Source organism: Teredinibacter waterburyi (assembly GCF_001922985.1).
In the GTDB taxonomy this organism is placed as follows: domain Bacteria; phylum Pseudomonadota; class Gammaproteobacteria; order Pseudomonadales; family Cellvibrionaceae; genus Teredinibacter; species Teredinibacter waterburyi.
In genome coordinates this window covers 59,480-76,377 of sequence record NZ_MRUH01000164.1, presented here as the reverse complement: position 1 = coordinate 76,377, position 16,898 = coordinate 59,480, and the positions used below count along the sequence as shown (strand labels likewise).

15 protein-coding genes are annotated in these 16,898 nt (G+C 46.6%); all 15 read left to right on the top strand.

Annotated features, from left to right (window positions below):
- Positions 1 to 3 precede the first annotated feature (3 nt).
- The 15 genes from IDZ20_RS11795 to gmd all read left to right on the top strand — a co-directional run bounded on the left by IDZ20_RS11795 (position 4) and on the right by gmd (position 16,897).
- The gene (locus IDZ20_RS11795) at positions 4 to 2,277 is read left to right on the top strand and encodes a bifunctional prephenate dehydrogenase/3-phosphoshikimate 1-carboxyvinyltransferase (RefSeq protein WP_188151627.1); all 2,274 of its coding nucleotides are present in this window, start codon (positions 4 to 6) and stop codon (positions 2,275 to 2,277) included.
- Positions 2,278 to 2,289: 12 nt separating this feature from the next.
- The gene (gene cysD, locus IDZ20_RS11790) at positions 2,290 to 3,201 is read left to right on the top strand and encodes a sulfate adenylyltransferase subunit CysD (RefSeq protein ID WP_188151626.1); all 912 of its coding nucleotides are present in this window, start codon (positions 2,290 to 2,292) and stop codon (positions 3,199 to 3,201) included.
- A 194-nt stretch (positions 3,202 to 3,395) separates the two neighbouring features.
- Positions 3,396 to 4,832, top strand: a complete 1,437-nt coding sequence (gene cysN, locus IDZ20_RS11785) for a sulfate adenylyltransferase subunit CysN (protein ID WP_188151625.1) — start codon at positions 3,396 to 3,398, stop codon at positions 4,830 to 4,832.
- 243 nt (positions 4,833 to 5,075) lie between these two features.
- Positions 5,076 to 5,420, top strand: a complete 345-nt coding sequence (locus IDZ20_RS16370) for a ComEA family DNA-binding protein (RefSeq protein ID WP_188151624.1) — start codon at positions 5,076 to 5,078, stop codon at positions 5,418 to 5,420.
- A 363-nt stretch (positions 5,421 to 5,783) separates the two neighbouring features.
- Positions 5,784 to 6,497, top strand: a complete 714-nt coding sequence (gene pyrF, locus IDZ20_RS11775) for an orotidine-5'-phosphate decarboxylase (RefSeq protein WP_188151623.1) — start codon at positions 5,784 to 5,786, stop codon at positions 6,495 to 6,497.
- A gap of 77 nt (positions 6,498 to 6,574) precedes the next feature.
- Positions 6,575 to 7,255 (top strand): (d)CMP kinase, encoded by a 681-nt coding sequence (gene cmk / locus IDZ20_RS11770; protein WP_188151622.1) that lies wholly within the window; start codon positions 6,575 to 6,577, stop codon positions 7,253 to 7,255.
- A 9-nt stretch (positions 7,256 to 7,264) separates the two neighbouring features.
- Positions 7,265 to 7,606 carry a LapA family protein gene (locus IDZ20_RS11765; RefSeq protein ID WP_188151621.1) on the top strand — a complete coding sequence of 114 codons (342 nt, stop codon included), beginning with the start codon at positions 7,265 to 7,267 and terminating at the stop codon, positions 7,604 to 7,606.
- 59 nt (positions 7,607 to 7,665) lie between these two features.
- Positions 7,666 to 8,847 carry a lipopolysaccharide assembly protein LapB gene (gene lapB / locus IDZ20_RS11760; protein WP_188151620.1) on the top strand — a complete coding sequence of 394 codons (1,182 nt, stop codon included), beginning with the start codon at positions 7,666 to 7,668 and terminating at the stop codon, positions 8,845 to 8,847.
- Positions 8,848 to 9,001: 154 nt separating this feature from the next.
- Entirely contained in the window at positions 9,002 to 10,687 is a 1,686-nt protein-coding gene (gene rpsA / locus IDZ20_RS11755; RefSeq protein WP_188151619.1) for a 30S ribosomal protein S1, read from the top strand.
- Between the two features lie 222 nt (positions 10,688 to 10,909).
- Positions 10,910 to 11,203, top strand: coding sequence for an integration host factor subunit beta (gene ihfB, locus IDZ20_RS11750; RefSeq protein ID WP_188151618.1), 294 nt, complete (start codon positions 10,910 to 10,912; stop codon positions 11,201 to 11,203).
- 290 nt (positions 11,204 to 11,493) lie between these two features.
- The gene (locus tag IDZ20_RS11745) at positions 11,494 to 12,918 is read left to right on the top strand and encodes a mannose-1-phosphate guanylyltransferase/mannose-6-phosphate isomerase (RefSeq protein WP_188151617.1); all 1,425 of its coding nucleotides are present in this window, start codon (positions 11,494 to 11,496) and stop codon (positions 12,916 to 12,918) included.
- Between the two features lie 97 nt (positions 12,919 to 13,015).
- Positions 13,016 to 14,083, top strand: a complete 1,068-nt coding sequence (locus IDZ20_RS11740; protein WP_188151616.1) for an undecaprenyl/decaprenyl-phosphate alpha-N-acetylglucosaminyl 1-phosphate transferase — start codon at positions 13,016 to 13,018, stop codon at positions 14,081 to 14,083.
- 196 nt (positions 14,084 to 14,279) lie between these two features.
- Entirely contained in the window at positions 14,280 to 14,624 is a 345-nt protein-coding gene (locus IDZ20_RS11735; RefSeq protein WP_245792286.1) for a MarR family EPS-associated transcriptional regulator, read from the top strand.
- 87 nt (positions 14,625 to 14,711) lie between these two features.
- On the top strand, positions 14,712 to 15,752 hold the full coding sequence (locus IDZ20_RS11730) for a Wzz/FepE/Etk N-terminal domain-containing protein (protein ID WP_188151615.1): 1,041 nt from the start codon (positions 14,712 to 14,714) through the stop codon (positions 15,750 to 15,752).
- A 17-nt stretch (positions 15,753 to 15,769) separates the two neighbouring features.
- A complete protein-coding gene (gene gmd, locus IDZ20_RS11725) occupies positions 15,770 to 16,897 on the top strand; it encodes a GDP-mannose 4,6-dehydratase (protein ID WP_188151614.1) in 1,128 nt (375 codons plus the stop codon).
- The last annotated feature ends 1 nt before the right edge of the window (position 16,898 follow it).

The following is a 16,898-nucleotide window of genomic DNA, read 5'->3' as shown; positions in this document are numbered from 1 at the left end:
CAGATGTCTAAACAATCCAACCCGATAGAACAAACAAGTTCGCCGACACCGCTGCTAAACAAGGTGGTCATTGTTGGGCTTGGCTTAATTGGTGGCAGCTTGGCCGCAGCCTTAAAGCAGCGCGGCGCTTGCAATGAAGTCATTGGTATTGCTAGACGAAAAGAAACGACGCTAACTGCGCTTAAAATGGGGATTGTCGACCGTGCCTCGGCGGATATTGCCGATTTTGCAGGCGAACTCGGCGCCGGCGATGTAGTGTTTATTGCGGTACCAACCTTAACCGTTGCTAGCGTATTAAAAGATTTAAAAGCGGCTCTTGGTCGTGACGTTGTTATTACCGATGGCGCCAGTGTTAAAGGCAGTGTGCGCGACGACGTTATAAAGCTCTATGGCGAATTTCCCGAACAGGTCGTCTTAGGCCATCCTATTGCGGGCTCTGAGCAAAGTGGCGTAGAGGCGTCAAACCCAGATTTGTACGTAAATCATCGCGTAATTCTTACCCCAATGCCGGAGAACTCGGTGGCCGCAGTGGCTTTGGTGGGAGCTATGTGGGAGCAGGTGGGCGCTGAAGTTTTGGCTATGGATGTAGACGATCACGACCTTGTGTTGGGCGCTACTAGCCATTTACCCCACGTTATTGCCTTTTCCCTTGTCGATACCTTGGCTCATGACAGCCACAATCAGAATATTTTTCGCTACGCGGCAGGTGGGTTTAGAGATTTTACCCGTATAGCCTCCAGCGATGCGATTATGTGGCGAGATATTATGCTCGCCAATAAAAAATCGGTGTTGGAAGCAATTGATCTGTTCTCCACCAACTTAGCGCGGTTGCGTACGGCGATAGCCGAAGAAGATGCAACTACTATTACTGGCGTTTTCACGCGAGCAAAAGCCGCGCGTGATCGTTTTACCAAGATGTTAATGAATCAGGCCTACGTAAAGACTATGCAAGATAATCAAGAAAAACACATCGTATACACTGTTGCTCCCGGCGGAACTGTTAAGGGTAATATCCGCGTTCCTGGCGACAAGTCTATTTCTCATCGTTCGATTATGCTCGGTTCATTAGCTGAAGGTGTAACGAAAATTGAAGGGTTTCTTGAGGGGGAGGATGCTTTGGCAACACTGCAAGCCTTCCGCGATATGGGTGTTGTTATCGAAGGTCCAGAGCACGGCTCAGTAACTGTCAACGGTGTTGGCTTGCACGGTTTAGAAAAGCCATCTGGCGCTTTGTATATGGGTAACTCCGGTACATCGATGCGTTTGTTGTCGGGTATTTTGGCGGGCCAGAAATTTGCTACCGAACTTACCGGCGATGTGTCGCTTTCCAAGCGTCCAATGAATCGCGTTGCTAATCCCTTGCGAGAAATGGGCGCGGTTGTGGATACCGCGGAACAAGGCCGACCACCATTGTTGATTAATGGCGGTTCGAAGCTTAAAGGTATTCACTACGATATGCCTATGGCCAGCGCACAGGTTAAATCGTGTTTGTTATTGGCTGGTCTATATGCGGAAGGTGAAACCAGTGTTACCGAGCCTGCGCCAACGCGTGATCATACCGAACGTATGTTGCGCGGGTTTGGTTACGACGTTAACCGTGAGGGCAATACTATTCGCGTAAAGCCAGGTGGAAAGCTTACTGCGACCAACATCGATATTCCCGCCGATATTTCGTCGGCCACCTTCTTTTTGGTTGCGGCGGCGATAGCACCAGGTTCAGATATTACGCTTACTCACGTTGGCATTAACCCAACGCGTATTGGTGTGATTAATATTTTGCGTTTGATGGGGGCGAATATCACCCTTTCGAATGAGCGTGAAGTTGGCGGCGAACCAGTGGCCGATATTCGCCTGCAGTATGCCCCGCTAAAAGGTATACAAATTCCGGAAGACCAAGTGCCGCTGGCAATCGATGAATTTCCAGCACTATTGGTTGCCGCCGCTTGTGCAGAAGGCACAACAGTACTTACCGGCGCGGAAGAACTACGCGTAAAAGAAACCGATCGAATTCAAGCAATGGCAGATGGCTTGAAAAATTTGGGCATTCAATGCGAACCAACAGAAGACGGTATTGTTGTTCACGGCGGCCAGCTTACTGGTGGCTCGGTTGAGAGTTGTCACGACCATCGTATTGCGATGTCTTTCACCATTGCCGCGTTGCGCGCTACGGGGCCAGTTGTAGTTAACAACTGCGCTAATGTTTCAACTTCATTCCCTAACTTTGTCGATTTAGCCAAAGAAGTGGGAATTAATTTAGAAGTGAATATTGTTAATTAAGGTTAATCATTCATGTTAGACGACTTTAAACTGACTCACCTCAAACAGCTTGAGGCAGAGAGTATCCATATCATTCGCGAAGTAGCTGCAGAGTTCGATAACCCTGTAATGCTCTATTCTGTGGGCAAAGACTCGGCCGTGATGATGCACCTAGCCATGAAAGCATTCGCGCCAGGTAAGCCGCCATTTCCGTTAATGCACGTTGATACTACGTGGAAATTTAAGGAAATGATTTCATTCCGTGATCAGCGTATTAAAGATCTCGGTTGGGATTTAATTGTCCATATCAATCAAGATGGTGTGGATATGGGCGTTGGCCCGTTTACCCACGGTAGCGCAAAACATACCGATATCATGAAAACCCAAGGCTTAAAGCAGGCGTTGAACAAATACGGTTTTGATGCGGCTTTTGGTGGCGCGCGTCGTGACGAAGAAAAGTCGCGAGCGAAAGAGCGTGTATATTCCTTCCGTGATAAAAACCATCGTTGGGACCCCAAAAATCAGCGCCCAGAATTGTGGAACCTGTATAACAGCCGTGTAGACAAAGGCGAAAGTATTCGGGTATTCCCGCTTTCCAACTGGACAGAGCTCGATATTTGGCAGTATATCCATTTAGAAGGTATTCCAATCGTACCGCTTTATTTTGCTGCGCCGCGACCGGTAGTCGAAAAAGATGGTGTAATGATTATGGTCGATGACGATCGTATGCCGATTGGCCCAGACGATAAAATCGAAGAGAAAATGGTTCGCTTCCGTACCTTGGGTTGTTACCCATTAACAGGTGCTGTTGAATCCACTGCGACCACATTGCCAGAAATTATCCAAGAAATGCTGCTTACCAAAACATCTGAGCGGCAGGGGCGAGTGATCGATCACGACAGCTCTGGATCGATGGAAAAGAAAAAACAAGAAGGGTATTTCTAAGCTATTGTCGAGCGCCGAGTGCGTAATGTGTCACTTGCATCGGTTGATGTTTTTAGCCGCTGGGCGCAAACAAAAGTTTAGAGCTAATGTTTCGAAAGTGTTTCCCCGCAATACCAAACTACTATTGAGCTAAACGGCGAACTAAGTTCGAGTGTGCCGGTAGTTTGTAACAGAACAATTGAGGAAAAAATTTAATGTCGCACCAATCAGAGTTAATCGAAACCGATATCGATGCCTATCTAGCGCAACACGAACACAAAGAGCTGCTGCGCTTCTTAACCTGCGGTAGCGTGGATGATGGAAAATCTACCCTGATTGGCCGCCTTCTGCACGACACCAAAATGATTTACGAAGATCAGTTGGCCGCAGTGGCTTCAGATTCCGGTAAGCACGGTACTACTGGAGAAAAAATTGATTTGGCTCTGCTGGTTGATGGTCTGCAAGCTGAGCGCGAGCAGGGTATTACCATTGACGTTGCCTACCGTTATTTTTCTACTGCAAAGCGCAAATTTATTATTGCCGACACTCCTGGGCACGAGCAGTACACGCGCAATATGGCCACGGGTGCTTCCACCTGTGATCTAGCCGTTATCTTGATTGATGCGCGCTACGGTGTGCAAACACAAACGCGACGACATTCTTATATCGCGTCCTTGCTTGGTATTAAGCACGTTGTTATAGCCATTAACAAAATGGATTTGGTCGACTTTAGTGAGGCAAGGTACGAAGAAATAAAAGCCTCCTACAAAGAAATGGCGAAGCAGCTAAACCCCGCTAAACATTATTTTGTACCTATGTCCGCGTTGGATGGTGACAATGTAGTAAATCGCGGTGATCGTTGTGAGTGGTTTAAAGGTCAAACTCTCATGGAAATTTTAGAAACAGCTGAAATTGCTGCGGATAAAAATACCGTGGATTTTCGTTTCCCTGTGCAATATGTTAACCGCCCGCATCTCGATTTTCGCGGTTTCTGCGGCACCGTCGCATCTGGCCTGATACACAAGGGCGATAGTATTAAAGTTATTCCATCGCAAAAAACCAGTAAAGTTAAATCTATCGTCACCCATGATGGTGAGTTAGAGCGCGCTTTTGTTGGGCAGGCGGTAACCTTAACCCTAGAAGACGAAATTGATATTAGTCGCGGCGATATGATTGTGAAATCTGACGCTGAGCTAGAGCTTTCGGATTGTTTGAGTAGTCATCTGGTTTGGATGGCAGAAACACCCATGAGCCCAGGTAAACAGTATTTGTTTAAGTTTGCCAGCAAGGTGGTGCCGGGTATTGTCACTGCGGTTGACTATCGTATTGACGTAAACACCTTCGAGCACTCAAAAGTTGACGATATGCAGCTTAATGATATCGCCGTGGTAAATGTTCAGCTGGAGCAAAAAGTTGTTGTAGATGCCTACAATAATAATCGTGCTACCGGTGCTTTTATCATTATTGACCGGTTAACGAATATTACCGTCGGTGCCGGCATGGTGTCCCATGGCTTGGATACTTCTACCGATAGCGGTCAGCTTGGTGGCGGTAAGGTTCCTGCGGAATTTTCTGAATTCGAAAAAGATTTAAACGCGTTGGTGCGTAAGCACTTCCCTCATTGGGATGCGAAAGACATCAGCAAACTTTAATTCTGCCTGTATTTTAGCGGCGCTATTGTTTAAGCGCTGCTAAAATCTCGCACCAACAGTGGCAAAAAGCGCCGCCGTTGGTGCAAATTTCTTAACGTTTCCTTTCTCTTTTTCCTACATCTCCGTCAGATATTTCTTACAGATCTTCGTTAATAGGTTAAGTAAATTAGTCCTGTCGCAGCAAGTCTGAGGCATAACTTACTAATCTATCTATAACATCTAATCTACTATCGGAGAAATGCAATGACTAAAGGATCAGTCTCTAATTGTTTTGTTAAAACCCTGTTATCTGTTTTTGCTGTAACAGCAATCTTGTTGGCTGGCGTAGCTTCGCCATTAACATTTGCAGCAGACAAAAAGGGTGCCGACACTTCAGCAATGCAAAAATCTGTAACAGTCATCAATCTGAATAAGGCTGATGCCGAGTCTATCGCTGCCGCACTAACCGGCGTGGGGATTAAAAAGGCGCAGGCAATTGTTGAATACCGCAAGCAAAAAGGTCGCATCGCTTCAGCCGAGCAGTTATTAGAAGTCAAAGGTATCGGTAAGGCGACGTTGGCAAAAAATAAAGGGCGGTTTACACTTTAATCGCTTCTCGGTGATAGTTGTGAGCCTCGTCTAAGCGGCTCACAACTAACCGTTTTTACTCAACGCTTAGTTGTACTGGTTTCTAGCCTCATTTTTGATTCCGGTATTTTGTTTGTGTCGCCTCGTCGTACCGCCTCGTCGCATTACCTCCTTGCTCGGTTCAATATTCTGCGGGCTCTTCTAGTCTCTTATTTAGATTTCTTGGGAATACCGTTTCTAGGTTGACCACCGTTATATTAGTATTCTCGCGAATAAGTCTTGGTCAACTAGGTAATATTCCAGTCATATCATGTAAAATGGGTTCGCTTTATTAAACATAGCCTTAGGTTATGTCTTCGAAACTCGTTTTTAAGGAGTCAGCTCTTGAGTGATGATAATGGCCCGCGTTTACTTGTAGCGTTGGATTACGATAACGCCGAAAGTTGTAGGCAGTTTATACAGCAGCTTAACCCGGCTAACTGTCGCCTTAAAATTGGCAAAGAGCTCTTTACCAGCGCTGGACCGGCAATCGTTGAAATTGCTCAAAATGCTGGTTTCGATGTTTTTCTCGATCTGAAATTTCACGATATTCCCAATACTGTTGCTAAAGCTGTGAAGGCTGCGGCAAATCTTGGTGTGTGGATGGTGAATGTTCACGCGAGCGGCGGTCGACGAATGATGGAAGCCGCGGCCGACGCGGTAGCTCATGCGCAGCGACCCCCACATTTAATAGCCGTTACCGTATTGACCAGTATGGACACCGCCGATCTAGCCGAAACCGGTGTAAGTCGAGAGCCAGCGCAGCAAGTGCAGCACTTGGCAGCATTGGCGAAGCAGTCCGGCATTCAAGGCGTGGTGTGCTCGGCACATGAAGCTGCGGCTATGAAGCAGGCGTTAGGTAAAGGGTTTGTTACCGTTACGCCGGGCATTCGCCCCGCGACAGCGGCGGCAGATGATCAGCGTAGAATTATGACACCAGAGCAGGCGGCGCAAAGCGGCAGCGATTACCTGGTTGTGGGTCGTCCAATCACCCAAGCCAGCGACCCCACTGCGGTGTGCGAGGCTATCGCAACCGCGATACACCCTTATTACAGCTAAACCAGCCACCTAAAAGGTTTTGCATGAAGCTTGTTGCGCGTAAGCTTCCCACTATTCACAGATAGCATTGGATCAATATGTATAGCGTAGTAACCATTGATGGCCCGAGTGGCTCTGGTAAGGGAACAATTTGTCGTTTAGTCGCCGAGGCGACGGGCTTCGCGCTGCTAGATAGCGGCGCTCTATACCGATTAACCGCACTGGCCAGTCTGAACGCCAATATCGATCTCGATAGCGAAGCTGCGGTTGCCGCCTTAGCGGAACAGTTAGATATTGGTTTTGTCGCTCAAGATAACTATACCCAAGTCATACTTGCTGGCGATGATGTCACCAAGACGATTCGCGAGGAGCGGGTGGGTATGACGGCATCGAAAGTCGCCGCCTACCCAGATGTTCGCGCCGCCTTGCTTAATCGACAGCGAGCATTCCTTACGGCGCCAGGCCTAGTTGCCGATGGCCGTGATATGGGTACAGTGGTATTCCCGGATGCACCGCTAAAAGTCTTTTTAACCGCCAGTGCCGAAGAGCGCGCGCGCCGACGAGTACAGCAGCTTAAAGACGCTGGGGAAACAGATATTGATTACGCGAAAATATTGGCGGATATTGAGCAGCGAGACTATCAAGATCGGAATCGCGCGGTGGCGCCCTTAGTGCCAGCGGCTGATGCAATCGAGCTGGACAGTACCAGTCTTTCGATTGACGCCGTATTCCAGATCATAATGCGCAATTTAAGCGAGCTTGGTATCAAACCCTCATAAGGAAAGATTATGTTTGCAAAACTTGGTGTTTGGGTGCGTAACCTATTTGTATTGGCCTGGCTGCTGGTCGTGTTAACCCTTGGCGCTTGGCTGGCCTACGCTAATAGCGATACCATGACGCTTAACTTGTTAGGTATTCAGTGGCCCGAAGGTAGTGTTGGTTTTTACTTTTCGATTACCTTTATCGTCGGTGTGCTATTGGGGTGGTTTGGTACCTACCTGCTTGCCCAAGCGGCATTGTTTGGTAAAAAGCGAGAGCTTAGTAGGATGACCAAAGAGGTCAATAAATTGCGCTCTAATTTCGTCGCAGATTCTAGCGAAAGCCAAGTGGCGGTTCGATCAAAGTCGTAAACTTTAATCGCCTAAGTTTTCTTTCCACGTACAGTAACAAAAGGTAAAGCAACACCCTTATGCCCGACTTATTGGTTTTCGCGCTGCTGTTTGCCGCACTCGTAATCGGCTTTTCGCTTGGTTACTATCAGTGCCAGCGTGGGCAGCGAGAAAAGCGTAGTAAAGGCTCCGGGCTGCCGCGTAAGCGTTACTATCAAGGTTTGGCGTACCTGCTGAACGATCAGCCCGACGCGGCGATCGACACCTTTATCTCATCACTAGAAGTCAACAGCGACACCCTCGAAACCCATCTGGCACTAGGCAATCTTTTACGTAAGCGTGGCGAAGTTGCCCGCGCTATCCGCGTTCACCAAAATCTTATTGCACGCCCCAGCTTGAGTAAGCCGCAGCTGCATTTCGCTCAGCTGGAGTTAGGCGTGGACTATTTAAAGTCTGGCCTGCTGGACCGTGCAGAAGCGCTTTTTAAAGAGTTGGCCGACGGTCGCGATACAACCAAAGATGTGCGCGATCAAGCCTTGGCTTACTTGATAGAGGTTTTTCAAGACCTGCGTGAATGGTTAAAAGCGATCGACGCTGCCGACCGACTCACCACGCGAAAATTTGCTTCCAGCGCAGATCGTTGGCGGGAAATTCAGGCGCAGTTTTGTTGTGAGCTGGCGAATGAATCGATAGATAAAAATGACCTGCAGAACGCACGTCGTTTAATTCGCAACGCTCTTAAGTACGATAAAAACTGTGTGCGCGCAAACCTACTGCAAGCAAAAATAGAAATGGACGAAGGAGCGGCTGCCGTAGCTTTGGTGCTGTTGCGCAAGATACCCAAGCAAAACGAACGGTTTGTTTCCGAAAGTCTTTCGCTTGTTTATGAATGCTACGAACAGCTAGATAGCCCAGCACAACGGCTAGAGCATTTGCGCGGCCTATACCACAATAAGCCAAGCCTTGTTGTACTTGAATGCTTGGCGGAAGCAACCGAAGTAGAGGAGGGCGCGGCGGCAGCCTACTCCCTACTAAAGCAAGAATTACAGTCATTCTCCAGCTTGCAAGCTACCGCCGACCTGCTGGAATTGCTGGCGCCAACGGTTGATAGTTCGGCCCGTTTTCAAGATCTAAAACCGATTATTCAGCGCATCGCCAACGCCAATCACCATTACCAATGTAGCAACTGTGGCTTCGTTGGTGAGCATATTCACTGGCTTTGCCCCAGCTGCAAAACATGGGCAAGTATTAGTCGCGGTTAGAGCGCTAATTCACTTGAGAATCAGCGCTAGAACTGCTACCCTCGCGACCCCTAAAACCGTCAGAAGATGCTTTTTGCCAGAAATGGAGCATGTTTGGCGTACTAATCATTGACCCGTAAACTGGCGTGCGGCTTCTTAAACTATAGGTATCGCAATGAGCGAAAGCTTTGCAGAACTCTTTGAAGAGAGTTTAAAAACAGTAGATATGGTGCCTGGCACCATCGTAACCGGCGTAGTAATTGATATTGATCAGGACTGGGTAACCGTCCACGCTGGTCTTAAATCTGAAGGCGTAATACCCGCCGAGCAATTCCTGAATGAAAAAGGCGAACTGAACCTAAGCATTGGTGATGAAGTTCAAGTGGCCTTGGAAACCGTAGAAGACGGTTTCGGTGAAACCCGCCTTTCTCGTGAAAAAGCCAAGCGCGCAGAGTCATGGAAAGTGCTGGAAGCTGCACACGAAGCAGAAGAAGTTATTACAGGTGTAATTAACGGTAAGGTTAAAGGTGGTTTCACCGTTGACGTTGCTGGCATCCGTGCGTTCTTGCCAGGTTCATTGGTTGATGTTCGCCCAGTTCGCGAAACCACTCACCTCGAAGGCAAAGAGCTAGAGTTTAAAGTTATCAAGTTGGATCAGAAGCGTAACAACGTTGTTGTTTCTCGTCGTGCCGTTATGGAGCTGGCTAACAGCGAAGAGCGTGATGAATTGCTTGCTAACCTACAAGAAGGTCAAGCGGTTAAAGGTATCGTTAAAAACCTTACCGATTACGGTGCCTTCGTTGATTTGGGCGGCGTAGACGGCCTGTTGCACATCACCGACATGGCTTGGAAGCGCATCAAGCACCCAGGCGAAATTGTTAAAGTTGGCGACGAAATCGACGTTAAAGTTCTTAAGTTCGATCGTGAGCGTAACCGTGTTTCTCTTGGCCTTAAGCAATTGGGTGAAGACCCATGGGCAGCTATTACCCAGCGTTACCCAGAGGGTGCCAAGGTTAAAGCGACCATCACCAACCTTACCGACTACGGCTGTTTTGCTGAAATCGAAGAAGGCGTTGAAGGTTTGGTTCACGTATCCGAAATGGATTGGACCAACAAGAACATCCACCCATCTAAGGTTGTTAACCTAGGTGATGAAGTGGAAGTTATGATTTTGGACATCGACGTAGAGCGTCGTCGTATCTCCTTGGGTATCAAGCAGTGTCAGGCTAACCCTTGGGATTCCTTCAGTAACCAATTTGCTAAAGGCGACAAAATCTCCGGCAAGATCAAGTCGATCACCGATTTCGGTATCTTCATTGGTTTGGACGGCGGCATCGACGGTCTTGTTCACTTGTCAGACATTAGCTGGAACGAAGCTGGTGAAGAAGCCGTACGCAAGTACAAGAAAGGCGACGAGTTAGAGACCGTTGTTTTGGCTATCGATCCAGAGCGTGAGCGTATTTCTTTAGGTATCAAGCAGTTAGATGAAGACCCGTTCACCATCTACGTTGGTACTAACGACAAAGGCACCATCGTAAAGGGTGTTGTTAAGTCGGTAGACGCTAAAGAAGCTATCATTACCTTGGCCGACGACATCGAAGGTACTTTGAAAGCGTCTGAAATTAGCCGCGACAAGGTAGAAGATGCTCGTAACGCGCTTAAAGAAGGCGAAGAAGTCGAAGCTAAAATCACCAACGTTGACCGTAAAAACCGTTCAATTGTTCTTAGCATCAAAGCGAAAGACAATGACGACGAAAAAACGGCCATCAAAGAGCACAGCAGCAAAGCTACCGAGCAAATGCAGCCTGCGACTATTGGTGATCTAATCAAGGCTCAAATCAAGAGCCAAGACAAACAGTAAGCTCCTGGTTTAATTGGCTTGTTAAAAAGCGACCTTCGGGTCGCTTTTTTTATGCCCATCAAAAACCGCCAAAACTGGCGCTTTCCTGTTTTTTGTTGTATAAACAACAACTTGCGCACAAAACATAGTATAACTATTCACTTGTTACCCTAACGCAATGATATAAGCCAACTTTTGGTCTAGTATCACTGTTATAAACCAACCGATATGAATCTATAGCTTATGACAAAATCAGAGCTGATCGAGCGAATAGCAGAGCGACAGGACCAACTCTCCGCCAAGGATATCGAGTTGGCTGTGAAGCTTATGATTGAATATATGTCCCAGTGCTTGGCCTCTGGCGACCGTATCGAAATAAGAGGCTTTGGTAGCTTCTCACTTCACTATCGTGCTCCTCGCACCGGGCGTAACCCTAAAACTGGTGAATCTGTAGAGTTGGCGGGAAAGTACGTACCTCACTTCAAGCCCGGTAAAGAAATGCGCGACAGGGTTAATGATAGCCTTAACGGTCAATGATCTAGTCAGTTGCAATCACTTTCTTGGCAATACCTTTGCGTGAATAGCAATGACGCTTGTGCAATAAAACAGGTTGTCGTTCGGATTGCCTTTTCTGTCATGAATACGTAAAGTTACCGCTTGCCAGATAATTAGTATTCTGTGCAATTTATTACAAGAAGCCGTAATCCAAATACTATATAATCCGCCGCGAAATAGAGTTTCATGCCTGTAGTTGCTGGTGCGCCACAATTACGGAATATGTTATCTAACTAAAGTAAAAAAGGTTCAGAAATACTAAAGGGATCCTAGTGTCAAAAGCTAAAGCTCAAATCGTACCGGTAATACTTTCCGGGGGCAGTGGCTCTCGTCTTTGGCCAAAATCTCGCCATACCTACCCCAAACAATTGCATCGCCTATTCGGTAATGCCACCATGCTGCAACACACCGTAAACCGTGTGCAACACCTAGAAACGCCAATAGTTGTCTGCAATAACGACCAGCGTTTTATGGTTGCCGAACAGCTATCCCACGTCTGTAAAACTGCACCCGATATCATCTTAGAGCCCTTGGCTCGCAATACCGCGCCAGCTATAGCCGTGGCTGCGATGCATGCTCTGCAAAAATACCCAAACCCCATACTTGTGGTGCTGGCAGCAGACCACCTCATTAAAGATATGGGTGCATTCCACACCGCGCTAAACCATGCAGTAGCCGCAGCGGAACAGAATAAGTTAGTTACCTTTGGTGTAGTGCCAACCAAGCCCGAAACCGGTTACGGCTACGTGCAGGCTGCTCAAGGTGGTGCCGAAGCTGGTAGCTCGGTAGAACGTTTTGTCGAAAAGCCAAACCTAGAAACCGCGCAGCAATACCTAGCGGCCGGTAACTTTACTTGGAACAGCGGCATGTTCGTATTTAAGGCGCAAGAATTCCTTAACGAGCTAAGTAAGCAGGGGGCTGGCTGGTTAAATAGTTGCGAATTGGCGCTGCAATCTGCAGAGAATGATCTAGACTTTATACGTTTAAGTTATAAAGATTTTGAGCAGTGCGAAAACATCTCGGTAGACTTTGCCGTAATGGAAAAAACCGCAAATGCGTGGATGGTTCCACTCAACGCTGGTTGGAGCGATTTGGGTAGTTGGGAAGCGCTTTGGGAATCTAGTGACAAGGATGAGAACGGCAACGCAGTTTATGGTGATGCCTTTGTAAAGAATTGTGAAAATAGCTTAGTTCACTCAGCAACCAGGCTAGTAGCAGCGGTAGGATTAAAAGACATCGCGATAATAGACAGCGACGATGCTCTACTGGTGGTTGATAGAAACAGTACCCAAGATGTAAAAGCGATTGTGGATTGGCTAAAAGCCGAAAAACGCAACGAATACCTCCACCATCGAGAAGTACACCGCCCTTGGGGCAGCATAGATTCAATAGATACCGGCGATCGCTATCAAGTTAAACGTATCGAAGTTAAACCTGGCGCGAGCCTGTCACTGCAAATGCATCATCACCGCGCGGAGCACTGGGTAGTTGTAAAAGGTACGGCCATGGTGCAAAGGGGGGAAGAGGAGTTTTTAGTTTCTGAAAACGAATCTATGTACATCCCGCTGGGCGAGAAGCACCGCCTTTCCAACCCTGGCAAAGTGCCACTGCATTTAATAGAAATTAGAAGCGGCGGCTACTTAGAAGAAGACGACATTACCCGCTTTCAGGATAACTACGGTCGAGTAGCCCAGTAATAGTCGTAAAAAGATAGATCGAAGGTGTAACTAGGTCAGCGATGTATCGCTGCAACCTAACGGCATTAAATATTATTTGGTAAATGGTGAGTAACCCATGGAACTCGGATACGTCATTTTAGCAGTATCGTTTTTGCTTTCATTTGGGGCTGTAAAAATATTACAGCCCATAGCCCGCGTACTAGAGCTGGTAGACCGGCCAGGTGGGCGAAAGCAGCATCTGGGTGTAATCCCGTTAATCGGTGGCTTGGCTATATACGCAAGCGTAATCGTTACGGTTTTCGTTTTTATTGAGCAGCCTCTATTTATACGTTTATTTTTGCTCGCTGGCGGCTTAATTGTGTTTATGGGGATGGTAGACGACCGCTATGAACTAAGTGCTCGCTTTCGCTTGGTTGGTCAGTTTCTTATCAGCTGTATTTTTGTATATGCATTAGACGTTCACTTCGAGTCGTTTGGTGACTTGCTAGGTATTGGTGAACTCAACCCCGGTATTATCGGCTACCCCCTCGCAGTACTTTCTTTTGTTGGGGCTATTAACGCAATGAATATGCTAGATGGTATGGACGGCCTAGTGGGCTCTATTGTGATGGTGAGTTTTATTGGTTTGGTCGCCCTGTTTGGCGCCAACGGCAATACTACGTTTCAGTACCTCTGCTTAACCTTTATAGGTGCTACTGGTGCTTTTCTAATTTTTAACTTGTGGGGCGGCCCCAAACGACCCGTTAAAAAAATATTTATGGGCGATGCCGGTAGTATGTTTTTGGGCCTTTCGTTAGGTGTGTTGTTGGTTCATGGCTCACAGCCTGGGGTGGCAGCGTTTACACCTGCAACAGCGCTTTGGTTCGTGCTTTTGCCCATTACTGATATGTTTACCATTATGTATCGCAGGTTGAAACGTGGCCGTTCCCCTATGGCTGCCGACAGGACGCATATTCATCATATTTTGATGCGGGCTGGGTTTTCAGCAAAGCAAACCTTGTATGTGATGTTGGTGGTTCAAAGCCTATTTGTTGTAATCGGAATTGTACTTATGGTAACGGGTTGCTTAGAGGCTTTATCCTTTGCCTTTGCCGTGGTTTTTGTTATTGCGTATCAACTGCTGTTAAAGCGCTCATGGAAGTTTATACGCTGGAGCAGGCGAAGTCTGTTTGCAGCAAGCTAGGCATAAGTTCCTAGTTAATTAATTAAGGCAGCCAAGGCTGCTTTAATTTTACCGCAACTGTTCACGACATGAACGCAATTGGTATAAATTCACTTTTCCCGGTGGTGTTTAAAGCCGGAGTAAGCAATGTTGGGTTGTGCAAAAAGCTTAATCAACAACAAAAGTTCCAAAAACACGGAAAGCTCAAAATATTAAAGTGGCCATACAAAAAACGCTAATACCAGACGAGCTGCGTTATCAGCTACTAAAAAAGCTGCACGCAAACCCAGATATAAGCCAAAGGGAGCTATCTCGCCAGGTAGGGCTTAGCTTGGGCAAAACCAACTACTGCCTAAAGGCCTTAATAGAAGCAGGGTGGGTAAAAGCGGGTAACTTTGCGCGTTCTAGCAATAAACTGAACTACGCCTATGTACTAACTCCCAAAGGCGTAAGCGAAAAAGCAGCAGTAACCGTGCGCTTTTTACAAAACAAACAAGAACAATACCGACAACTGGAAAACGAAATAACCTTACTTAAAAAAGAGGCTGCAGTACAAAAATAACAAACAAGCCTGCGAAAACAATAAGCGAAGCGTTTAAGCTGCGAGCCAAAAGGCACAAATAAAAATTAAAAAGAGAAAGTAAATTTTATGGAAGCGAAAACACCAGGGCAAACTGAGAGTGGGCCCGAATTAGATAAAAGGTTAACGCACATAGAGCAGCAGCTCGATACTGTTGTGGGTATGACGGCACAGCAAAGTCGCGGGTTTAATTTTCAGTCTCATGGGGGGGCAGAGGAAATAGATCTACTCGAACTGTGGAATGTTATATGGCAGGGTAAGTGGTTAATTATCGCTACAACATTTCTCTTTGCTGTAGCTGCTGTGTTTTACGCTATAAGCTTACCCAATATGTACAAAAGCGAAGGCGTATACGCACCCGCACAAGAAGAGGGCGGTTTAGGAGGCTTGGCAGCAAAGTACGGTGGTTTGGCTGCGATGGCCGGTATTAATATTGGTGGCGGAGAAAGCGGCGATATAGAACAGGCCATGGCCCTAGTAAAAAGCTGGCCGTTTATCGAAAACTTTGTGAATAAATACCAACTTAAACCCTACATAATGGGCGTAAAAAAATGGAACCAAAGCGATAACGCCCTGGTGTGGGATAAGGATATTTATAATCCTACTAGCAGGCAGTGGCTACGAGATCCCCCCAAAGGTAAGCAAGCGGAGCCCAGTAGTTTTGAAGTGTTCGAAGAATTTTCCGCAATGCTAAACGCAAACCACGATGTAAAAACAGGCCTAATAACAATAGGTGTTGAACACTATTCGCCAATACTGGCTGCAGCATGGACTAACAATTTAGTAAAAGAGCTTAACAATCATTTTCAGCAGCGAGACATGGTTGACGCGAAGAAAAATATTGAGTATTTAAACCAAAAAATTAATGAAACCGGTATTGCCGAAATGCAAACGGTGTTTTACAGCATGATAGAAGAGCAAACTAAAAGCTTAATGCTGGCAGAAGTGAGCGATGAATATTTAGCAAAAACAGTAATAGAGCCGCAGGTGGCGGAGTTGAAGAGTAAGCCAAAGAGAAGCCTTATCGTTATGCTGGCTACCATCTTAGGCGGAATGTTCGGCGTGTTAACGGTTTTAATTAAGCATTTTTCAAAATCTGAATTTAAGTGAGTTAAAAAGAGTAAGTTATGACAAAGAAAAAAGTAGCACTTATTACCGGTATTACAGGGCAAGACGGCTCGTACTTGGCAGAATTGCTGTTAGAAAAAGGCTATGAGGTACATGGTATAAAACGCCGCTCTTCATCCTTAAATACAGAGCGTGTAGATCATATCTACCAAGATAACCACGAAAAAGACCAAAAGTTCTTTTTACACTATGGCGATTTAACCGACTCATCAAATCTTACCCGTATATTAAAAGATGTGCAGCCAACAGAAGTGTACAACTTAGGCGCCCAGTCTCATGTTGCGGTTTCCTTTGAATCACCCGAATATACCGCGGATGTGGATGCACTAGGTACGCTACGCCTATTAGAAGCGATTCGCTTTTTGGGTATGGAAAAAGCCACACGTTTTTACCAAGCCTCAACCTCCGAACTGTACGGCGAAGTACAAGAAATACCCCAAAAAGAAACAACTCCGTTTCACCCGCGTTCACCCTACGCGGTAGCCAAAATGTACGCCTACTGGATTGTGGTTAATTATCGTGAATCTTACGGTATGTATGCCTGTAACGGTATTTTGTTTAATCACGAATCGCCGCGCCGTGGCGAAACCTTTGTAACGCGAAAAATTACACGCGGCATAGCCAATATTGCCCAAGGTTTAGAAAAGTGCTTATACCTGGGTAATATGGATGCCTTGCGTGATTGGGGTCACGCAAAAGATTATGTTCGCATGCAGTGGATGATGTTGCAGCAAGATGTGGCGGAAGATTTTGTAATTGCCACAGGCAAACAAATAAGTGTGCGTGAATTTGTAATGCTTTCTGCAAAAGAGGCGGGTATAGAATTAGAATTTACTGGCGAAGGCTTGGAAGAAGTTGCAACAGTAAAATCCATAAAGGGCAATAATGCCCCAGCCCTTAAGGTGGGTGATGTAATCGTAAGGGTAGACCCGCGTTACTTCCGCCCAGCCGAAGTAGAAACCTTATTAGGCGACCCAACAAAAGCCAAGCAAAAACTAGGTTGGGTACCACAAATAACGGTAGAAGAAATGTGTGCAGAAATGGTTGAACACGATCTAAGCAAAGCTAAACAACACGCCATATTAAAAAAGCATGGTTTTGATATAGCTGTAACGTTAGAGAGTTAAG